We start from the raw sequence: 18,947 nt of genomic DNA, 5'->3' as shown, positions 1-18,947 counted from the left end.
CTATGTGTGGGTGGACGTTCTGCTGCTGAGCCAGCTCGCCCGGCGGCCGTCGCACGGCTACGAGCTGCGCCGGCGCGTCGAGGCGGCCACGGGGATCAAGCTGCACAACAACTCGCTCTACCCGGCGCTGCGGCGGTTCGGGGAGGCGGGCGCCGTCACCCGCACGCTCGAGCCGCAGGAAGGGCGGCCGCCGCGGCACGTCTACACGCTGACCGACGTCGGCCGAGAGCTGCTGCACGACCAGCTGGCCGACCTGCCCGAGGAGCTCGCCGGCGACGAGGCCGAGTTCCTGGCCCGGCTCGCCGGGTTCGGGCGGCTCTCCCCCGACGAGCGGCGGGGCGTCCTCGCCGCCCGCGGGCGGGTGCTGGCCGAGCGGCGCACGCGGCTGGCGGGGCTGGCGGAGGCCGCGGCGCCGTCACCGGAAGCCCCCGACGACCCCTGGGCCGCCCTCGTCCTCGACGAGGTCCTGCGCCGCATCCGCGAGGAGCAGGCCTGGCTCGACCGACTCGCCCACCGTGCCGACGACCCCACCGAGGAGACGACGTGACCACCACCATCACCACCTCGACCGCGCACGACGACGCCCCCGACCTGCCGCAGCTGCCGTTCCCGCGCGAGGGCGTCCTCGCGATCTCCCCGCTCTACGAGCGCCTGCGCGCCGCCGGGCCGATCACCCGCGTGCGCACGCCCGCCGGCGATGTCGTCTGGCTGGTGACGCGCTACGAGGAGGCCAAGGCCCTCTTCGCCGACCGCCGCCTCGGCCGCTCGCACCCGAAGCCCGAGGAGGCCGCCCGCGTCTCGGACGCCGGCGTGATGGCCGGCCCCAGCGGCGACCACGAGCACGAGGACGCCGACCACACCAGCATGCGGCGTCTGCTCACCCCCGCCTTCTCGGCGAAGCGGATGCGCCGCCTGCACGACCGGGTCGCCGAGCTCGCCGACGGTCTGGTCGACGGTCTCCGGCCCTCCGAGGACGGCGTCGTCGACCTGCACGCCGGGTTCTCCGTGCCGCTGCCGATCTTCGTGATCTGCGAGCTGCTGGGCGTGCCGGTCGAGGACCGCGTGTACTTCAAGGACCTCTCCGAGCGCATGGCCACCCTGTCGGGCGACGACCCGGCGGTCGCCCGGGCCGAGTTCGAGCGCTACACGGCCGGGCTCGCCGAGGCCAAGCGCGCCGAGCCCGGCGAGGACGTCATCTCCGACCTCGTCGCCGCCCAGGAGCACGACCCGCGCCTCACCGACGCGCGGCTCGCGGAGCTGACCGTCGGGCTGCTGTTCGCCGGCCACGAGACGACGGTCAACCGGCTCTCGCTCGGCGTCGTGCTGCTGCTGGTGAACCCCGAGGTGCGCGACCGGTTGGTCGCCGACCCGGCCGGCTCGGTCGACGCGGTCGTCGAGGAGGTCCTGCGCCTCGCCGAGCCCGGCGGGATGGGGCTGCTGCGCTACGCGCACGAGGACGTGACGGTCGGCGAGGGCGCCGAGGAGGTCACGATCGCGCGCGGCGACGGCGTCGTCATCGTCACCAGCGCCGCCAACCGCGACGAGGGCGCCTTCGACGCCGCGACGGCGTTCGACCCCGACCGCAGCCCGAACCCGCACCTGTCCTTCGGGCACGGGCCGCACTTCTGCATCGGGGCGAGCCTCGCGCGCACCGAACTGCGAATCGGCCTGACGACGCTGTTCACGCGCCTGCCGGGGCTGGCGCTCGCGGTCGACCCGGAGCAGCTCAGCCTGCACACCGAGCGCCTCACCGGCGGGCTCGACACCCTCCCGGTGCGCGTCGCCTAGAGCTCGGTGCGGCGGGTCACCAGCGTCTCGGCGACCTCGCGGAGCTTGACGTTGAGGTCCTGCGAGGTGCGCCGGAGCACGTCGAACGCCTCGTCGGAGGTCAGGCCGCGGCGCTCCATGAGCACGCCCTTGGCCTGGCCGATGACGTCGCGGCTCTGCAGGGCCTCGAGCAGCTGGGACTCGCGCAGCTCGGACGCCGTGCGCGCCCGGACCGCGTGGATCGCCGTCGCCGCGTGGGCGGCGAGGACCAGCGCGAGGTCGCGGTCGACGGTGTCGAGGCCGTCCGGTGACCACGAGTAGAAGTTCAGCGAGCCGAAGCGGGGTGGCGCGCCACCGGGGAACATGCCGGTGGCGAGCACCGCGCCGAGCCCGAGGTCCGCGGCGGCGCGGGCACCGAACGCCGGCCACGTGACGCCCGGGCCCGTCAGCCGGTCCATGGCCGCGCCGACGCCGGTCCGGAACATCGCGGTGTGGCTCGGGCCCTCCCCCACCTCGTCCTGCAGGGCGTCGGCCTTCTGCGCGGAGGGGTGGCTCGCGGCGACGGTGTCCAGGCGCCCGTCCGGGTTGCGCAGCACGACCGAGACGACGTCGGCGCCGGGGACGATCGCGTGCGCGGCCTCGACGACCCGCTCGACGACACCGACGACGCCGGCCGTGTCCGGCACGGCGAACAGCGCGTCGGCGAGGGCGACGAACGCGTCGGCGAGGCGGCCGTCGATCTCGCCGGACTCCGACGTGCTGTCGACGGTCATCGTGGTGCCCTTCGAGGTCGCGGTCGGAACGGTCGGATCCCGAGGAAGTATCCGCGTCCCGCCCGCGTCCGTTACCCGCAGGGCCCGTGTGAGCGACGGGTCACCGTGCGATGAGCTGCCCCAACCGCTTCGTCAGCTTGACGTTTTCGCGGTAGTCGACCGGCACGACGATCACCGACGGCTTGTCGCGGCGGTCGAACGCCTCCTTGAGGGCGGGGCGGAACTCGTCGGCCGCCTCGATGCGCCGGGCGTGGCAGCCGAGGCCCTGGGACACGGCGACCAGGTCGGGCGTCGTGAACTCGGTGCCGAAGTGGTGCCCGAACTCCACCTCCTGCTTCCAGGAGATCAGCCCGTAGTCGTTGTCCTCCCAGACCACGTTGACCGGTGCGACACCGAGACGGGTGGCCGTGGCGAGCTCGGCCATGTTCATCATGAAGCCGCCGTCGCCGGACAGGGCCACCACGCGGCGCTGCGGCTCCACCAGCGCCGCCGAGACGCCGCCGGGCACCGCGATCCCCATCGAGCAGAAGCCGTTGGAGATGATGCAGGAGTTCGGCGAGTACGTCGGGTAGTGCCGCGCGACCCACATCTTGTGGGCCCCGACGTCGCTGATGAGGATGTCCTCGTCGTCCATCTCGGCGCGCAGCTCGGCGAGGATGCGCTGCGGCTTCATCGGAAAGTCGCCGGTCTCGGACTCGGCGCCCGCCCCGGCCTCGGTGATCTCCTCGGTGAGCGACTCGCGCACGCGGTGGTGCAGGTGGACGTCCTCGTAGTGGTGCGCGTCGGTGAGGCCCTCGTTGATCGCCCACAGGGTCGCGGCGACGTCGCCGACGATCTCCACGGTCGGGCGGTAGGCGTCGTCGACCTCGGCCGGGTCGAAGTCGATGTGCAGCAGGCGCTTGGTGCGCCCGATGTTCCAGCGCGCGGGCGGCCACTCGACCATGTCGTAGCCGACGGCGATGACCAGGTCGGCGGCCTCGAAGACCTCGGTGACGTAGTCGCGCGACCCGAGCCCGACCGCGTACAGGCTGCGCTCGTGGCGGTCGGACAGCGCACCCTTGCCCATGAACGTCATGCCGGCGTAGATGCCGGTGGCCTCGACGAACCGCTGCAGCTGGCGGCTCACGCGCGTGCGCACACAGCCCTGCCCGACGAGCAGGACGGGGCGCTCGGCGCGGGCGATGAGGTCCAGGGCGGCCTCGACCGACTTCTCGTCGGGGACCGGGCGGCGGACCTTCTCCGGCGGCACGATCGGCGCGGCCTCGACCTCGTGCTTCGCGATGTCCTCGGGCAGTTCGACGTGCGTCGCCCCCGGCTTCTCCGCCACGGCCAGCTTGAACGCCTTGCGCACGACCTCCGGGATCGTCGACTCGTCCCGCAGCGACGTCGTCCACTTGGTGATGGGCGTGAACATGTTGACCACGTTCATCGCCTGGTGCGACTCCTTGTGCAGGCGCGTCGTGGCGCCCTGCCCGGTGATCGCGACGACCGGTGAGTTGTCCATGTTGGCGTTGGCCACGCCGGTGACGAGGTTGGACGCGCCGGGGCCGAGCGTCGACAGGCAGACGCCGGGCCGGCCGGTGAGGCGCCCGTAGACGTCGGCCATGAACGCCGCGCCGGCCTCGTGGTGGGTGGGCACGAAACGCACCGGCGACTCGCGCATCGACATGAGGAGGTCGGCGTTCTCCTCGCCGGGCACCCCGAAGACGTACTCGACGCCCTCGGCCTCGAGACACCGCAGGAACAGGTCGCTCGCCCTCATGTGTCGGTCCACTCCCCGGGATCGGTGCGCCGTCGGACCACGGTCTGATGCCCATGACGGAGGTCGAGCACACCCCGGAGCACCTCTGCGGTGGTTCCGGTCTCTGTCGGTCCGGGTCGCGGTGGGGCTCTTCCCGGTGGTCGGAGCGGGGTCGGGGAGATCAAGGGCGTCCTCATCCCCCGTCGTCCGCGCGGCGGAGTGCACCAGGGCGCTCCTGATCTCGGGGAGCGGGTCAGCGCTGCCGGACGCGGGTGCTCGTCCCGGTGCCGGCACCGGTGTTGGACGCGTCCGTGCCGCCGTCGGCGGAGGAACCGCCGGTGACGTCGGGGGTGCCCGTCCCCTGGCTCGTCGTGGCGGCGTTCCCGCCGGTGGCGGCGGCGCCCTGCTCCGACCCGGCCAGATCCGACACCGACGCGAGGGAGTCGCCGATCTTGAGGTCGTTGAGGAAGATCGTCGCCGGTTCGGCCGGGCCGCCGGTGTGGCGGTAGATGCCGGTCTTCAGGTAGTCGAACGAGTCGATCATCGTGCCGCGGGGCGGGCGGAAGTCCTGCAGGACCTGCTGCCCCTCGCGGTACACCGACACCGACCCGCCGCCGATCTCGAACTCGATGTCCATCTGCACGGCGAGGTTCCGCCCCGCCTGCACCGGACCGAGATCGCGCACGCGGTCGCCCACGTTGGCGAGCCAGAGGCGCCCGTCGACGACCTCCAGCGCCACCGGGGGCGAGGTGTTGCTGCCGCCGTCGTGCAGCTGCCAGATGACCTGCCAGTCCTGCGTGTCGACGGGGAAGTCCTCGGGCAGGAAGGCGCTGTAGCCGAAGAAGAGGCGCTGACCCTCGCGGATGTTCTGCGCCTCCTCCGGGCGCACCTCGGACCGCTTCGCGCCGCCGGGCACCTCGAGCTTGACCACCTGCCGCCCGGGCACGTTCGGGCTCTCGACCTCCTCCGGGTTCAGCCCGCCGCCCTCGACGTTGCCGCCGGTGGAGTCCTGGAACCCGGTCAGCCCGGACGTGAGCGCCCAGAGCGCGCCGGTGTCGGCGCCGGCGGAGCCGGTGCTGGTGCTGTTGCTGGTGTCGGCGCCGGCGGAGCCGGTGCTGGTGCTGGTGCCGGTGTCGGCGCCGGCGGAGCCGGTGCCGGTGCTCGTGCTCCCCGTACTGCCCGTGCCGCCCGTGCTCGTGCCGGTCCTATCGTCGGCGTTGCCCGTCCCGCCGGTGCCGGTCTGCTCGCAGGCCGAGTCCGTGGTGGCGGGGTCGTCGGCGCCGGGGGCGGTGGAGCCGGAGCGGCCGATCCCGGAGTTGCCCGTGCTGCGGGGGCTCGACGTGCTCGACGGCTCGTCCGGCGGGGTGGTCGTGCGGGGCGTCGACCCGGACCCGCTCGAGCTGCCGGTGTCGCCGCGTGTGCAAGTGCTCCCGGTGCCGCTCGTTCCCGCGTCGCCGTCCGGCGGGATGGTCGACCGGGGCTGCGACCCGGACCCGGTGCCGTCGTCGCTGCCCGGTGGTGTCGTCGACCGGGGCTGCGAACCGGACCCGGTGCCGGTGTCGGCGTCGCTGCCCGGCGGTGTAGTGGACCGCGGCTGCGACCCCGATCCGGTACCGGCGCTCCCTCCCGGGGCCGTCGACCCCGGCTCGTACCCGCCGCCCGTGCTGCCGCCGGGCGGGGCCGTCGTCGAGCTCCCCGATCCCGCGCCGGGCGCGGCCGTGGTCGCCGGCGCCCGTCCGCTCCCGCCCGTGGTGTCCGTGTACTCGTCGCCACCACCCGGCACGAGGCCGCCGTCGGCCGGGTCCTCGCCGGTGCCCGACCCGGGCAGCTCCGTCGCTCCCGGCGCCGTCGTCTCCGGAGCCGTCGTGCGCGGCGCAGTCCCGCCCGGGGCCTGCGTCTCGTATCCCGAATCGCCGGGCGCCCTCGTCCGCGGGGCTGTGCCACCGGTGCCAGTGCTGCCGGGAGCAGCGCCGTCGGGTGCGGTCGTCTCGTACTCCGAGCCACCGGGAGCCGTCGACGCGGGACTGCCGCCCGTCGCTCCGCCGGGCGCAGCGCCGTCAGGCGCGGTCGTCTCGTACTCCGAGCCACCCGGAGCGGTCGACCCGGGCGCGGCGGGGTCGGGGGCCGCAGTTCCCGGCGCCGGCGCGCCCGTCTCGTACTCCGAGCCGCCCGGCGCGGACCCGCCCGGCGCGTCCGTCTCGTACTCCGAGCCACCGGGCGTCGGCGCTCCGGACGAGGTGGTCGGCGCACCCGACGACGCCGGCGCGCCGGCCGGGTTCGCCGTGGGCCCGTCGGACGCCGGGAGAGAGGTGATCAGCCGGCCGAGGGACTCGGACGCCCACTGCGTCGCCGGGGTATTCGGCGCGACCTCGAGCCGGTCGTACCCGCCGTGCTCGGGCGCCGCGACGGCCTCCTCGAGGGCCGGCGGAGTGGCTCCGGGCGCGGTGGCGCACACGGGGTCCTCGGGAGCGCAGACCTGGATGGTGCGCGCCGCAAGCGACCCGAACCCGCCCGCGCGCGCGGGCAGAACGCCCTGGCCCGTGACTCCGCCAGGGACCGTGCGCACGTTCGGGTCGCGGGCCGGGTCGCCGAACAGACCGACCGCGAGGATCCGGTCGGCGGGCACACCCGCCTCCCGGCCAGCGCCGATGCGCGCGGCGACGTCGCCCGCCACCTGCGCGCCCTGGGAGTAACCGAACAGCATGACCCGGCTGCTCGGACAGCCGGCGACCTGCGCGGCGACCTGCTCGGTGAGCGCGGTGACGGCCTGCTGCTCGCCGGCACCGACCTCCGGCCCCGGCACCGCGACCACGGCCAGCCGCTGCCCGACCCGCTGGACCAGGGGGTCGGTGAGCGCCCCGAGGGTCTGGCCGCCGCCCGCCCCGCTGCCGTTGACCGCGAACAGGGTGACGTCGCGGCACTCCGCGGGCGCCGGGTCGCCCGGGGCCGCCAGCGTCACCACGCCCGTGCCGACCGCGCCGACCATCAGTGCGGCCGTCAGCGCCGCGGCGAACGCCAGGAGACCGACCGGGCGGCGCCGGGGCCGCTCCGTGGCGTCCGCAAGCGTCGCGGCCCGCCGCCGCGTGCGCCGCCCGGGCCGCTCCCACCCTCCGGACGGTCGCGGCGAGCGGCCGTCGTCGACGGCGCCGTCGGCGTGGACGACGAGGGGCCAGACGCTCCACGGGCTCGACATCTCCACGCGCACCGGCCGACCCAGGCGAGCCGCCCGGCTGGCGGCGAACGCGAGGCCCTCGCGGTGGGGGTCGGCGCCGCGCGGGATCTGCACCGCGGACCCGTCGACGAGCAGGGGCACCCGGCCGGGCGTGCGGTCGACCCGCAGGCGCACCACGGGCGTCGCGGGTACCGGGCGACCGAACCGGTCGACCATCCGCTCCGTGGCGCTCACACGCCACCACCCCGCACCCACCGCGCCATGCCTGCCCCTCCACCGCCGTGCCCGGCCGTGACCGGGGCGGGGCGGGCCCGGCCGGGTCTCGGGAACACGGCCGGGTCGCCCTCGCCGCGCCAGCTTCGGCGAGCGCCACGAAGCGTGGGTGCGGTTTCGGAGAACTCGTCGAACTGTTCCCGATCGCAAACGCCGCGGCGTGTCGCGGGATCGAGGTGGTGGCGATCCTGACGTCGAGTGCCAGCGTGGCCGCCAGGCTGGAACACCCCCGCGGCGTGTCGCGCGGGCGAGCGTGTGGCGATCCTGGCGTCAGACGCCAGCGATGCCGCATCGCTGGCACGTCTGCTAGCCCAGGGCGTCGCGGAGGAAGGCCACCTGGAGCAGGAGCAGGTTCTCGGCGACGACCTCCTGCGGTGTCATGTGCGTGACGCCCGACAGCGGCAGGACCGTGTGCGGGTGCCCGGCCGCGAGCAGGGACGACGACAGGCGCAGGGTGTGGGCGGCGACGACGTTGTCGTCGGCGAGCCCGTGCACGAGCATCAGCGGCCGGGCCGGCGACTGGGCGCCCGGGTCCTCGGTGATCGACGAGCGCGCGTAGGCGTCGGGGTGCTGGTCGGGGTGGCCGAGGTAGCGCTCGGTGTAGTGGGTGTCGTAGAGGCGCCAGTCGGTCACCGGCGCGCCGGCCACCGCGGCGTGGAAGACGTCGGGGCGGCGCAGCACCGCGAGCGCGGCGAGGTAGCCGCCGAACGACCACCCGCGGATGCCGACGCGGTCGAGGTCGAGGTCGCCGACCTGCTCCGCGGCCGCGTGCAGGGCCGCGACCTGGTCGTCGAGCACCGGCCCCGCGAGGTCGCCCCACACCGCCCGCTCGTACGCCGGACCGCGTCCCGGGGTGCCGCGGCCGTCGGCGACCACGACCGCGAAGCCCTGGTCGGCGAACCACTGCGAGGTCAGGAACATCCCCCGCGTCGCCAGGACCCGCTGGGCGTGCGGGCCGCCGTAGGGGTCGAGCAGCACCGGGAGCCTGCGCGAGCCGGGCACGTGCCCGGTCGGCAGCACCACCGCGACCGACGGGCCGCCCGCGTCCGTCGCCACCCGCCGGACCGCCGGCTGCAGGCCCGGGGACTCGGCGTGGGAGGTGACGCCGACCGTGCGTCCCTCGGCCGTCCGCACCCAGGTGCGGGTGCCGTCGGCGTCGAGGTCGCCGCCGGCGAGCACGGTCACCCCGCCGGCCCGGCGTCCCGCCCAGACGCCGTACTGCGGGCCGACGCGCGCGGCGCCGCCCTGGCGCGACCACGCCCACAGTGTCACGTCCTCGGGCCGCTCCGAGGCGGTGAACAGCACCGTGTCGCCGTCGACGTCGGCCACGCCGCGCACCTGCAGCCCGCGCGGGGTCACGGCCTCGTCGCCGACCAGCAACCGCCGGGTGTCGTCGAGCTCCGCGCACCGCACCAGCACGCCGTCGCCGAGATGGGCGGACACGCCGGGCACGAGGTCGACCCACACGTCGTCGGTCTCGCTGACGAGCAGCGTGGACTCCCCGCTGTCGGGGTCGACGCGGCGCAGGTCAACGCGGCGCTGGTCGCGGGTCGACACGGTGACGAGCAGGTCGTGGACGTCCCACGCGACGGCCGCGAGGTACTCGGTGCCCTCGCCGAGGTCGACGGGGACGCGCGTGCCGTCGAGGTCGACGAGGGCGAGCGTGACGTCGGCGTTCGCAGTGCCGGCGGCGGGGTAGGCGGTCTCGACGGGCGCGCGGTCGGGGTGCGCCGGGTCGGCGATCCACCAGCGCTCCACCGGTGCGTCGTCGACGCGGGCCACGGCGAGCTGCGAGCCGTCGGGCGACCACCAGTACCCGCGGTAGCGGTTCATCTCCTCGGCGGCGACGAACTCGGCGAGCCCCCAGGTGACGCCGGGCCCGTCGTCGTCGGCCGGACCGGCCAGGACGTGCGTGGTGCCCGTCGAGAGCTCGTGGACGTGCAGCGTGCCGTCGCGGACGAAGGCGACGCGGGCGCCCGTCGGGTCGGGGCGCGGGTCGACCACCGGGCCGTCGACGGGCAGCGGCGCCGGCTGCGCGCCCGGCACGAGCTCGACGGTGAACGCCCGCCCGGACAGCACGAACACCGCGAGCCGCGCCGCCGCGTCGAGGGCGTACTCGACGACGCCGCCGGACTGCTCGCGCACACGCTCGCGGCGGGCGCGCTCCTCGGGCGGCAGGTCCTCCTCGCCGGGCACGTCGAGCGTGAGCGGGTCGACGAGCAGGTGCTCCTCGCCGCTCGCGACGTCGAGCAGCCACAGGCAGGTCACCGGGTCGTCGCCCGCGCGGCTGCGCAGGAACACGACCCGCCCGCCGTCCGGCGAGACCGTCGGGCGGCGCGGCGCACCGAGGGTGAACCGGCGGGTGGCGGCCTGGCGGCGGGGGAAGCTCGACACGGCGGGCAGTCTGCCGGACGAGAGAAGACGCTGGACCGCGGCGGATAGGCTCGTGGCCGTGGTGGAGACGGAGCGGCGGAAGATCGCCCTGACCGGGATCAAGCCCAGCGGCGAGCCGCACCTGGGCAACTTCGTGGGCGCGATCCGGCCCGCGCTCGAGCTCGCGCGGACGGCGGACTTCGAGTCGCGGTACTTCATCGCCGACCAGCACGCGCTCACCGGCACGCCCGCCGCGGGCGACATCGCGGCCTGGACCCGTTCGGTCGCCGCGACGTGGATCGCCGCCGGTCTCGACCCCGAGCGCACCGTCTTCTACAAGCAGTCCGACGTGCCCGAGACCTTCGAGCTGACGTGGATCCTGTCCTGCGTCACCGGCAAGGGCCTCATGAACCGCGCGCACGCCTACAAGGCGGCCCGCGACCGCAACATCGCCGCCGGGGAGGACCCGGACGCCGGCGTCAACATGGGGCTCTACGAGTACCCGGTGCTCATGGCCGCCGACATCCTGATCATGGAGTCGGACCTCGTGCCGGTGGGCCGCGACCAGCTGCAGCACGTGGAGATCGCCGCCGACGTCGCGGGCAGCTTCAACCACCGCTACGGCGAGGGCTTCCGCCTGCGCATCCCCGAGGCCGTCGTGCCGCCCGAGACGACGGGCCACACGCTGCCGGGGCTCGACGGGCGCAAGATGAGCAAGTCGTACGACAACTACATCCCGCTGTTCCTGCCCGCGCCGAAGCTCAAGAAGCTGGTGCGCCGCATCCCGACCGACTCCACGCCGGTCGAGGCCCCGAAGGATCCCGACTCGTCGTCCGTGTTCCAGATCCTCGCGCAGTTCGCCGAGCCCGACGTCGTGGCCGACACCCGCAAGCGGCTCGAGGCGGGCGGCGTGGGCTGGGGCGACCTGAAGAACCAACTCGCCGACGTCCTCGAGACCCAGCTGGGCCCGCTGCGCGCCCGCTACGAGGAGCTCGTGGCCCCCGGCAGCGAGCTGGACGCGATCCTCGCCCGCGGCGGCGAGATCGCCCGCGAGCAGGCGTCACGGACGCTGCGCGGGGTGCGCCGCGCGGTGGGCGTGGAGGTCTGAGCGTCTAACTCGCGCTGGTCGCCCGGTCGGCGGGCTCGGCGTGCTGCCGCTGCGCGGGGAACCCGCCGGTCCGGTGGGTCGCCGGCTCGTCCCACCCGGCCCGGCGGTGCAGCTCGTCGGGGGTTTCCGGCACCTCGGGGAGGTCGCCGAGCCAGAGCCGCAGCGGGCCGGTGTCGAGGGGACGCAGCGCGCCCTCGGGGTCGGTCGCCTCCGCCCGTCGCCGCAGCCAGGTCCCGAGCGCCAGGGCGGTGACGACCGACGCGACGCACCAGCCGACCACCAGCACAGCGACCCACATGAGGACCGGCACGAGCACCTCCGACGTCGGGGGCAGGATCGCGGTGACCGAGCGTGCCCGGGAGCCCACCGCGTGCGTTGCCCTGAGGATGACATCCCGGACATCGCGAGGGAGCCCTTCTCACTCGATCGGACGTCGCGACTTCGACCACTCAGCGCGCGGGAGCGACCATTGACAGGCGGCAAACGCCCGTTCGTCGCGTGACATACTCCGTTCGCCGCGGCTCGCCGTGCTCCGCTGAACGCGTTCTCAGGTGGCGTCCAGTGCAGCGGCGATACGCCCGGCCACCGCAGCCGACTCGTCCGGGGAGCCGTACGGGTGGCGGGGTCCGAGGAAGAACCGCAGGCCGTCCTTCGGCCGGCGCGGGATGACGTGCAGGTGCAGGTGCGGGACGGACTGGCTGATCACGTTGTTGATCATGATCAGCGAGCCCGGTGCCTCCATCGCCGACTCGACGGCCCGTTCGAGGCGCTGGGCGAGGGTGAAGAACCCCGGCAGCTGCTCGGGCGGCAGGTCCGCCAGCGTCGTCACGTGGGTGCGCGGGACGAGCAGGACGTGGCCGTGGAACACCGGCGAGGTGTCGAGGAACGCCATCGTCGACTCGCCGTCGTGGACGACGTCGGCCGGTCCGTCGCCGGCGATGACCGCGCAGAAGGCGCACGGTTTGGTCTTGCGGGGAGGCACGCACGGAGCGTGTCATGCGGCCGCGCCGCACGTGCGCGGGACGGGTCGCCCGGGCGACCCATCCCGCTCACCTGCGGGGACGCATCGCCCGGGTCCGTGCGTTGAACCGGACATGGGTGCTCCGAGGTTGCTGGTGATCGGCCACGAGGTCTCCCCCGAGACCGCGCTGGTGCAGGCGGGGACGCTCGTGGGCTGGGCGGCCGAGCGCGGGGTCGAGATCGTGCCCGGCGTGGCCGGCGAGGCGCTGCCCGCACCGGGGACGGTCGACGCGGTCGCGGTCCTCGGGTCGGCCGAGGGCGCGTGGGACGACGCGGTGCCCTGGCTCGCCGCCGAGATCGCCTACCTGGAGTCGGCGGTCGCCGCGGGCGTCCCCCTGCTCGGCTTCTGCTTCGGCGGGCAGCTGCTCGCCCGCGTCCTCGGCGGCACGGCGCACGCCGCGGACGGCCGGCACGAGAACGGCTGGCGGGAGATCACCACCGTCGCCCCGGAGATCGTGTCGCCCGGCCCGTGGATGGAGTTCCACTTCGACACGTTCACTCCGCCGGAGGGCGCCGAGGTGCTGGCGACGTCCGAGCGCTGCACCCAGGCCTTCCGCGACGGCGCGCACCTCGGCGTGCAGTTCCACCCCGAGATCACGCCCGCCGAGCTCGAGACCTGGATCTCCCGCTGGACCGGCACCCCGCTCGAGGCGCGCCTGCCCGAGATCGGCGTCGACCAGGACGCGCTGCGCGCCGAGACGGCCGCGCGCGCCGAGGAGTCCCGCGCGGCCAGCTGGGTGCTGTTCGACGCGTTCGCCGAGCGGGCCGGTCTCGTCCGCGATGTCATGGTGCGGTGACGGCAGACCCCATGAAGGTCCGCATCGGGATCGGCGCCGGCCCGTCGCGCCACGACCCGGCGGCGGCGACGCTCGAGCTCGTCGACGGTGGCGAGGCGCGGGGCATCGACTCGGTGTGGTTCCCCGACCGCATCGCCGCCCCCGCCGTCGAGCCCCTCGTCGCGATGGGCTGGGCCGTCGGGCGCACGACGTCGCTCAAGGTCGGCAGCGGCGTCATCGTGCTGCCCGGGCGCAACCCGGCGGTCGTGGCGGCACAGCTCGCCTCCCTGGCCGCGCTCGCGCCCAAGCGCATCCTGCCGGTGTTCGGGCTGCGCCCGGCGACCGCGGCCGAGCGCACCGCCTACCCCGTGCCCGGGCCCCGCGCCGAGGTCTTCGAGGAGGCCCTGACCGTCGTGCGGCGCCTGCTCACCGAGGAGTCGGTGACGTTCCACGGCGACTTCTTCACCCTCGACGACGCGGTGGTCGAGCCGCGCCCGCAGCGCCCGCTCGACCTCTGGCTGGGCGGGCTGGTGCCGGCCGCGCTGCGCCGGGTGGGGCGGCTCGCGGACGGCTGGCTCGCCTCGTTCGTCACCCCGGCCGAGGCCGGCGCGGCCCGCGCGACGATCGCCGCCGCGGCCGCCGAGGCCGGCCGCGAGGTCGAGGAGGACCACTACGGCACCAACCTGCTCGTCCTGCCGCCGGGCACCTCCGCGGAGGACGCCGACCGCGCCCGCGCCGCGTCGGCCCACCGGCGCCCGGAGCTCGACCCGCACGACCTCGTCGCCGACGGCTGGGACGACGCCCGCCGGCGCGTGCAGCGCTACGTGGACGAGGGGATCACCAAGTTCGTCGTGCGCCCCGCCGTGGCGCCGGCGTCGTGGCCGGGGTTCCTCGACGAGTTCGCCGAGCACCTGGTCCCGCTGGAGACCTAGAGCCCGCGGCTCGCGAGCACCCGCGTCAGCGCGATCTCCAGCACCACGCGGGCCGGGTTGACGCGCGGCGGGTGGTAGCGCTCGGTGTAGCGGCGCTCGCCGTCCGCGACGGTCTCCGGGTCGTCGCGCACCACCGCGAGCCCCTCGATCGTCGACCACCGCCGCCCGTCGACCTGGGTGAGCGCCACACGGGCGCCCTCCTCGCCGCCCAGACGCACGTGGCGGGCCTTGGCGCTGTGCCCCGAGGTGAGGACCCGGGCGATCGCCGTGTCGAGGTCGAGCGTGCAGTTCACCGGCACCACGTGCGGCGACCCGTCCCGGCGCAGCGTGGTGATCGTGCTGACGCGGTGGTCGCGCCAGAACTGCGCGAACTCCTCGCCGCGGGCGCGCAGGTCGGACGGCGTGACGGTCGGCGTCGGGGTCATCCGGCGATGGTGCCCGGCGCCGTGATCACCCGCCCGGTGCGGGGGTGCGCGTCACGGTGCTGGCGATCCACGCCCAGAACCGGGGGTCCATCGGCGAGGTCGTCGGGATCGCCATCTGCGGCTCCACCGTGTAGGCCACGGTCCGGTTGGAGTTCTGCCCGTTGCTCCGGGACTCGCCGACGACGTTCGAGTCGCCGTCGCCGCTGTCCCCGCTGGCGGTCGTCCGGCGAGAGGTCGGGCCGGAGGAGCCGGAGTCGGAGCTGTCGGACGAGCTCGCCGTCGACCGGGACGTCGACCGGCGCGTGGTCGGGTCGGACGACTCGTCGTCGGAGCTCGCGCTCGGCGAGCTCGACCGGGCGCTGGGGCGCGTGCTCGGGTCGGACGAGGAGTTGGTGGACGACGTCCGGGTCCGCGACCGGCTCGCCGCCGTGGTCTCGTCGTCGTCCGGGGACCCGGTGGTGGTGCGCGCCCGTGTCGACCCGGCCGTGGCGTCCCCGTCGGGCGCCGAGGTGGAGCGTGCCGAGCCGGAACTGGCCGTGGTGCGGCCGGCGCTGCGGTCGCCGGTGCGCTCGGGCGCGTCGGCGGCCGTGGTCCGGTTGCGGGTGGTCAGGGACGCGCCGGTGGTGGGGTCGACCGTGGTGGTGGTGCCCGCCTCGTCGTCGACCGTGGTGGTGACCCCGGTGGACGGGTCGGTGGTGGTGCGCGGCGCCGAGCGCCGGTCGCCGTCGGACACCACCGTCGCGTCCGCCGGCAGCGGCCACCCCTCGGGCGTCGTGGCCGGCTGGCCGCGCCGGCCGGTGCGGTCGGCACCGTCGTCGCCGGTCGTCGCGTCGGCGGCGGGGTCGCCCGGACCGCCGGGCTCGCCGTAGGTCGGCCAGCCCTCCGGCGTCGTGGCCGGTGCGGCGCTGGTGGTCGCGTCGTCGGTGCGCCGCGGCGCGGACCGGTCGGCGCCGCCGGGCACGAGGTCGGGCAGCAGCCCGCCGCCCCGGCCGCCCTCGTCGCGGCTCTCGTCGCGGCCGCCGTCGCGGTCCTGACCGCCGCCCCGGGCCTCGCCACCGGCGTTCCCGCCGTCGCCGCGCCCGGCGTCGCCCCCGCGGCCGTTCTCGCCACCGCCGTAGCCGCCGCTGTTCCCGCCGCCGTTGCCGCCCCCGCGACCAGGGCGGTTGTCGTCGCCACCGCCGTTGCCGCCGCCGTTGCCGCCGCCGTTCCCGCCGCCGTTGCCGGGCAGGAGGTCGGGCAGGAGGCCACCGCCGTTGCCGGGCTCGTTGCCCGGTCGGTCGGCACCGCCGCGGCCCGGTCCGTCGTCGTCCCGACCGCCCCCGTTGCCGGCCCCGCCCCGGCCGCCGGGCGAGCCGGTCGGCTCGTCGCGGGTGGGGTCGGGCAGCAGCGGGAGGTCGAGCACGGGGCCCGGGTCGTCGTCGGTGGTCGCCGTCCGCGGCGGGTCCGCGGCGGCACCGGTGTCACGCGGGCTCGCCGGCGCGGCCAGCGGGCCCGGACCCGGCGAGCTGCCGGCGCCGGGCAGCGGCACCGGGTCGACACCCGGGACGAGCTCGTCGAAGCCCGGCGGCGGCGTCGCCGGCTGCTCCGCGCCGGGGAAGGCCGGCTCGCCCGGGGCGGACGGCGCGGACGACGAGGGCCCGAGGGCCCGTGAGCCCGGCAGCGGGATCGGGGTCAGCGGCGGGGCGACGTCGTCGGGGAGGGCGCTCTCGGGCGCCGCGGCGTCGGTGCGGGGCGCGTCGGGGAGCGCCTGGGGGGCGCCGCCGTCCGACTCGGACTCCCCCGAGCCCAGGGTGCCGCCGGAGGAGTCGTCGACCTCCTCCGAGGTGGTCGGCACGTCGGTCGCGTTGCCGGTGAGACCCGTCGCGTCGTCCCGGGGCCCACCCGGCACGACCGCCGTCCCGACGCCGAACAGCGCCGCCACCAGCGCCACCGTGAACAGGCTCGTGATCACGATGTTGCGTGGTGTGCGGAACGGCCACGGTCGCGGACGCGGTGCCGGATTCCAGCCTCGGGACGAGGTGGACGGCATGCAACCCCCTTCGAAACATGCCCGCCCCCGACAGCGGTCCGCAGCCCCCTCGGCTCCGGAGATCCATACGGTACGCCGGTGGCATGCCCCCGGTCAGCCGTTTCGTGGTGTCCGCGAAGAATTGGACGGGCACCATGGAGGGCGTGGGTGTCGAGCCCGGGATACGCGCCGACGCGCGCCCCGTGACCGCGGACCGGCCGTCCCCCCACCTCGACCTCGACCTGGCCGCCGTGCGCCACGCCTATCGCACGATGCGCAACGCGCTGCCCGGCATCGAGCTCTGCTACGCGGTGAAGGCCAACCCGCACCCCGCCGTCCTCGCCCTCCTCGTCGCCGAAGGGGCCTCGTTCGACCTCGCGAGTATCGGCGAGCTCGACCTCTGCCTGCTCGCCGGCGCCCGCCCCGCGGGCCTCTCGTGGGGCAACCCGGTGAAGAAGATCACGGACGTGCGGGCCGCCCGGGCCGCGGGCGTCACCCGGTTCACCACCGACGCCCCCGCCGACGTCGCGCTCCTCGCGCGGGAGGCGCCGGGCGCGGTCGTCGGGGTGCGGCTCGCCGTCGGCGACGACGGGGCCGCGACGCCGTTCGCGGGCAAGTTCGGCGCGAGCGAGGACGAGGCCGTCGCGCTCCTCGGGCAGGCCCGCGCCGCCGGCCTCGACGCCGCCGGCGTCGGGTTCCACGTCGGCTCCCAGCAGCGGGACCCGCAGGCCTGGGTGCGCGCGATCGACGCCGCCGCCCGGGTGGCCGCCTGCCTCGGCGAGCACGCCCCGCGCGAGCTGAACCTCGGCGGCGGCTTCCCCACCCCCCACGCCGGCGGTCCCACGCCCGACGTCGACGCCTGCGCGGCCGCGATCCGCGACGCCCTCGCCCGCCACGCCGCGTGGTGGCGCCCGCGCCCGTTCGCCGAGCCGGGCCGGGCCCTGGTCGCGGACGCCGGCGTCCTGCGCGCCGAGGTCGTCCTCGTCGCCGAACGCGCCGGGCGACGCTGGGTGTACCTCGACGTCGGCCGCTACCAGGGCCTCGCCGAGACCGAGGGCGAGATGATCGTGTACCGCCTGCGTACGCCCGGACGCGGCGGGGAAGCCGGCCCCGTCGTGCTCGCCGGGCCGACCTGCGACGGCGACGACGTCCTCTACCGCCACGCCGACGTCCGCCTCCCCCTGGACCTCGCGCCCGGCGACGTCGTCGAGTTCCTCGGCGCCGGCGCCTACACCTCGAGCTACGCCTCGGTGGGCTTCAACGGCCTGCCGCCCCTGCCGACACACGTCCGCCCCGAGACCCCGGAGGAAGGTGGAATTGACCTCCACTGAAGCGACCACCGAGCCCGTCACGTTCGCCGGACGGCACGTCCTCGCCGAGCTGCGCGGCGTCGACCCCGCCGTCCTCGGCGACGAGCAGCAGGTCGCCGGCGCCCTGCGACGCGCGCTCGACGCCGGCGGCGCGACCGTTCTCGACGTCGTCGCGCACCGGTTCCAGCCGCAGGGCACGACCGTGCTCGCGCTGCTCGCCGAGTCGCACGCGTCGGTCCACGCCTACCCCGAGGCCTCGGCGGCGTTCGTGGACGTGTTCACCTGCGGCATCCAGGCGGACCCGGAGCACGTCGTCGACACCCTCGGCCGCGAGCTGGGTGCGACCGACGTGCGCGCCCAGGTGGTGGCCCGGGGCGCCGGGCTCGCCCCGGCCGCCGGGGGCCGCGAGGTCGACGAGCCGCTCGCCGCGGGGATGCGGCGACGCTGGCGGCTCGACGAGGTGCTCTGGCGGGGCCGCACGGAGTGGCAGGACATGATGGTCGCCCGCACCGCGCAGGGCGTCTCCCTGTTCTGCGACGGCGAGCGCCAGTCGACCGAGGCCAGCCAGCTCGTCTACCACGAGGCCCTCGCCGTGCCCCCGATGCTGCTGGCCGACGAGCTGCGCTCGGTGCTGGTCGTCGGCTCGTCGGAGGGCGTCGTGTCCCAGCTCGCGGTGGCCGCCGGCGCCGCGCGCGTCGACCACGTCGACATCGACACCGAGTGCGTCCGCCGCTGCGCCGAGCTGCTGCCCTACGGCTACTCCCCCGACGAGCTGGCGGCCGCCGAGCGCGGCGACGGTCCGGTGCGGATGCACTACGCCGACGGCTGGCAGTTCCTCGCCGACGCCGCCGCCCGCGGCGACCGGTGGGACGTCGTGATCGTCGACCTGCCCGACGAGCCCGTCGAGATCGCCGACCCCGCCCAGCACGCCCGCCTCTACGGCGTGGAGTTCCTGCGGCGGTGTGCGGAGGTCCTCGCACCCGGCGGCGTCGTGTGCTCGCAGGCGGGCTGCCCGACGCTGTGGCGCCACGACACCCTCGCGCGCATGACCCGGCGCTTCGACGACGTCTTCGCCACCGTCCTGCCGTACTGCTCCGACGAGCACGAGTGGGCGTACCTCACGGGCCGCCCCGACCCCGTCGACGACCCGCTCGGGCTCGCGGTCTCGCGCCTCGACCGCTTCCCGGTGCTGACCTCGATCGACGCCGACGCCCTGCGCCGCGGCGCGATCCTGCCGTTCGCCCTGCGCGCCGGGGTGTCCTGACGCGC

15 protein-coding genes are annotated in these 18,947 nt (G+C 75.7%); 7 read left to right on the top strand and 8 right to left on the bottom strand.

The window, feature by feature from the left end; all coding sequences use genetic code 11:
• Nucleotides 1-10 precede the first annotated feature (10 nt).
• A complete protein-coding gene (locus tag WCD58_RS31380; RefSeq protein ID WP_337707068.1) occupies nucleotides 11-547 on the top strand; it encodes a PadR family transcriptional regulator in 537 nt (178 codons plus the stop codon).
• Complete coding sequence (locus WCD58_RS31375; protein WP_337707067.1) at nucleotides 544-1,788, top strand: cytochrome P450; 1,245 nt, start codon at nucleotides 544-546, stop codon at nucleotides 1,786-1,788. Before WCD58_RS31380 ends, WCD58_RS31375 begins: the two co-directional genes overlap by 4 nt.
• Here WCD58_RS31375 and WCD58_RS31370 read toward each other — a convergent pair.
• From WCD58_RS31370 to WCD58_RS31355, 4 genes are all read right to left on the bottom strand, one after another.
• Nucleotides 1,785-2,540 (bottom strand): ANTAR domain-containing protein, encoded by a 756-nt coding sequence (locus tag WCD58_RS31370; protein WP_337707066.1) that lies wholly within the window; start codon nucleotides 2,538-2,540, stop codon nucleotides 1,785-1,787. The two genes, WCD58_RS31375 and WCD58_RS31370, sit on opposite strands and share 4 nt — an antisense overlap.
• Before the next feature lie 100 nt (nucleotides 2,541-2,640).
• Nucleotides 2,641-4,302, bottom strand: coding sequence for an acetolactate synthase large subunit (locus WCD58_RS31365; RefSeq protein WP_337707065.1), 1,662 nt, complete (start codon nucleotides 4,300-4,302; stop codon nucleotides 2,641-2,643).
• A gap of 232 nt (nucleotides 4,303-4,534) precedes the next feature.
• Nucleotides 4,535-7,687, bottom strand: a complete 3,153-nt coding sequence (locus WCD58_RS31360; RefSeq protein WP_337707064.1) for a heparin lyase I family protein — start codon at nucleotides 7,685-7,687, stop codon at nucleotides 4,535-4,537.
• Nucleotides 7,688-8,032: 345 nt separating this feature from the next.
• Nucleotides 8,033-10,120, bottom strand: coding sequence for a S9 family peptidase (locus tag WCD58_RS31355; protein ID WP_337707063.1), 2,088 nt, complete (start codon nucleotides 10,118-10,120; stop codon nucleotides 8,033-8,035).
• Nucleotides 10,121-10,181: 61 nt separating this feature from the next.
• Here WCD58_RS31355 and WCD58_RS31350 point away from each other — a divergent pair, with 61 nt between their 5' ends.
• On the top strand, nucleotides 10,182-11,207 hold the full coding sequence (locus WCD58_RS31350) for a tryptophan--tRNA ligase (protein ID WP_337707101.1): 1,026 nt from the start codon (nucleotides 10,182-10,184) through the stop codon (nucleotides 11,205-11,207).
• 4 nt (nucleotides 11,208-11,211) lie between these two features.
• On the opposite strand, the gene WCD58_RS31345 is transcribed toward WCD58_RS31350, so the two are convergent.
• Both WCD58_RS31345 and WCD58_RS31340 read right to left on the bottom strand, forming a co-directional pair.
• Nucleotides 11,212-11,574: a hypothetical protein gene (locus tag WCD58_RS31345; protein ID WP_337707062.1), complete on the bottom strand. Its 363-nt coding sequence runs from the start codon at nucleotides 11,572-11,574 to the stop codon at nucleotides 11,212-11,214.
• A gap of 180 nt (nucleotides 11,575-11,754) precedes the next feature.
• Nucleotides 11,755-12,189 carry an HIT family protein gene (locus WCD58_RS31340; protein ID WP_337707061.1) on the bottom strand — a complete coding sequence of 145 codons (435 nt, stop codon included), beginning with the start codon at nucleotides 12,187-12,189 and terminating at the stop codon, nucleotides 11,755-11,757.
• A 133-nt stretch (nucleotides 12,190-12,322) separates the two neighbouring features.
• Between WCD58_RS31340 and WCD58_RS31335 the strand changes: the two genes are divergently transcribed.
• Nucleotides 12,323-13,024, top strand: coding sequence for a type 1 glutamine amidotransferase (locus WCD58_RS31335; protein WP_337707060.1), 702 nt, complete (start codon nucleotides 12,323-12,325; stop codon nucleotides 13,022-13,024).
• The gene (locus tag WCD58_RS31330; protein WP_337707059.1) at nucleotides 13,021-13,935 is read left to right on the top strand and encodes a TIGR03854 family LLM class F420-dependent oxidoreductase; all 915 of its coding nucleotides are present in this window, start codon (nucleotides 13,021-13,023) and stop codon (nucleotides 13,933-13,935) included. Before WCD58_RS31335 ends, WCD58_RS31330 begins: the two co-directional genes overlap by 4 nt.
• Here the strand turns inward: WCD58_RS31330 and WCD58_RS31325 are convergent.
• Complete coding sequence (locus WCD58_RS31325) at nucleotides 13,932-14,360, bottom strand: pyridoxamine 5'-phosphate oxidase family protein (RefSeq protein WP_337707058.1); 429 nt, start codon at nucleotides 14,358-14,360, stop codon at nucleotides 13,932-13,934. The two genes, WCD58_RS31330 and WCD58_RS31325, sit on opposite strands and share 4 nt — an antisense overlap.
• A 25-nt stretch (nucleotides 14,361-14,385) precedes the next feature.
• Complete coding sequence (locus WCD58_RS31320) at nucleotides 14,386-16,311, bottom strand: hypothetical protein (protein ID WP_337707057.1); 1,926 nt, start codon at nucleotides 16,309-16,311, stop codon at nucleotides 14,386-14,388.
• 212 nt (nucleotides 16,312-16,523) lie between these two features.
• Here WCD58_RS31320 and WCD58_RS31315 point away from each other — a divergent pair, with 212 nt between their 5' ends.
• Together WCD58_RS31315 and speD are read left to right on the top strand one after the other, a co-directional pair.
• Nucleotides 16,524-17,699: a type III PLP-dependent enzyme gene (locus WCD58_RS31315; protein WP_373696319.1), complete on the top strand. Its 1,176-nt coding sequence runs from the start codon at nucleotides 16,524-16,526 to the stop codon at nucleotides 17,697-17,699.
• Nucleotides 17,686-18,942, top strand: coding sequence for an adenosylmethionine decarboxylase (gene speD, locus WCD58_RS31310; protein WP_337707055.1), 1,257 nt, complete (start codon nucleotides 17,686-17,688; stop codon nucleotides 18,940-18,942). The genes WCD58_RS31315 and speD overlap by 14 nt, the downstream gene beginning before the upstream one ends.
• The last annotated feature ends 5 nt before the right edge of the window (nucleotides 18,943-18,947 follow it).

Origin of the sequence: Actinomycetospora flava (genome assembly GCF_037400335.1) — a bacterium.
Lineage (GTDB): Bacteria > Actinomycetota > Actinomycetes > Mycobacteriales > Pseudonocardiaceae > Actinomycetospora > Actinomycetospora flava.
The sequence above is the reverse complement of the archived record's forward strand: the minus strand, read 5'-3'. Positions and strand labels throughout refer to the sequence as shown.

Coding starts and splice junctions, on each gene's coding strand:
- WCD58_RS31370 (WP_337707066.1), bottom strand. CDS start 2,540: ATGACCGTCGACAGCACGTCGGAGTCCGGCGAGATCGACGGCCGCCTC.
- WCD58_RS31365 (WP_337707065.1), bottom strand. CDS start 4,302: ATGAGGGCGAGCGACCTGTTCCTGCGGTGTCTCGAGGCCGAGGGCGTC.
- WCD58_RS31325 (WP_337707058.1), bottom strand. CDS start 14,360: ATGACCCCGACGCCGACCGTCACGCCGTCCGACCTGCGCGCCCGCGGC.
- WCD58_RS31315 (WP_373696319.1), top strand. CDS start 16,524: ATGGAGGGCGTGGGTGTCGAGCCCGGGATACGCGCCGACGCGCGCCCC.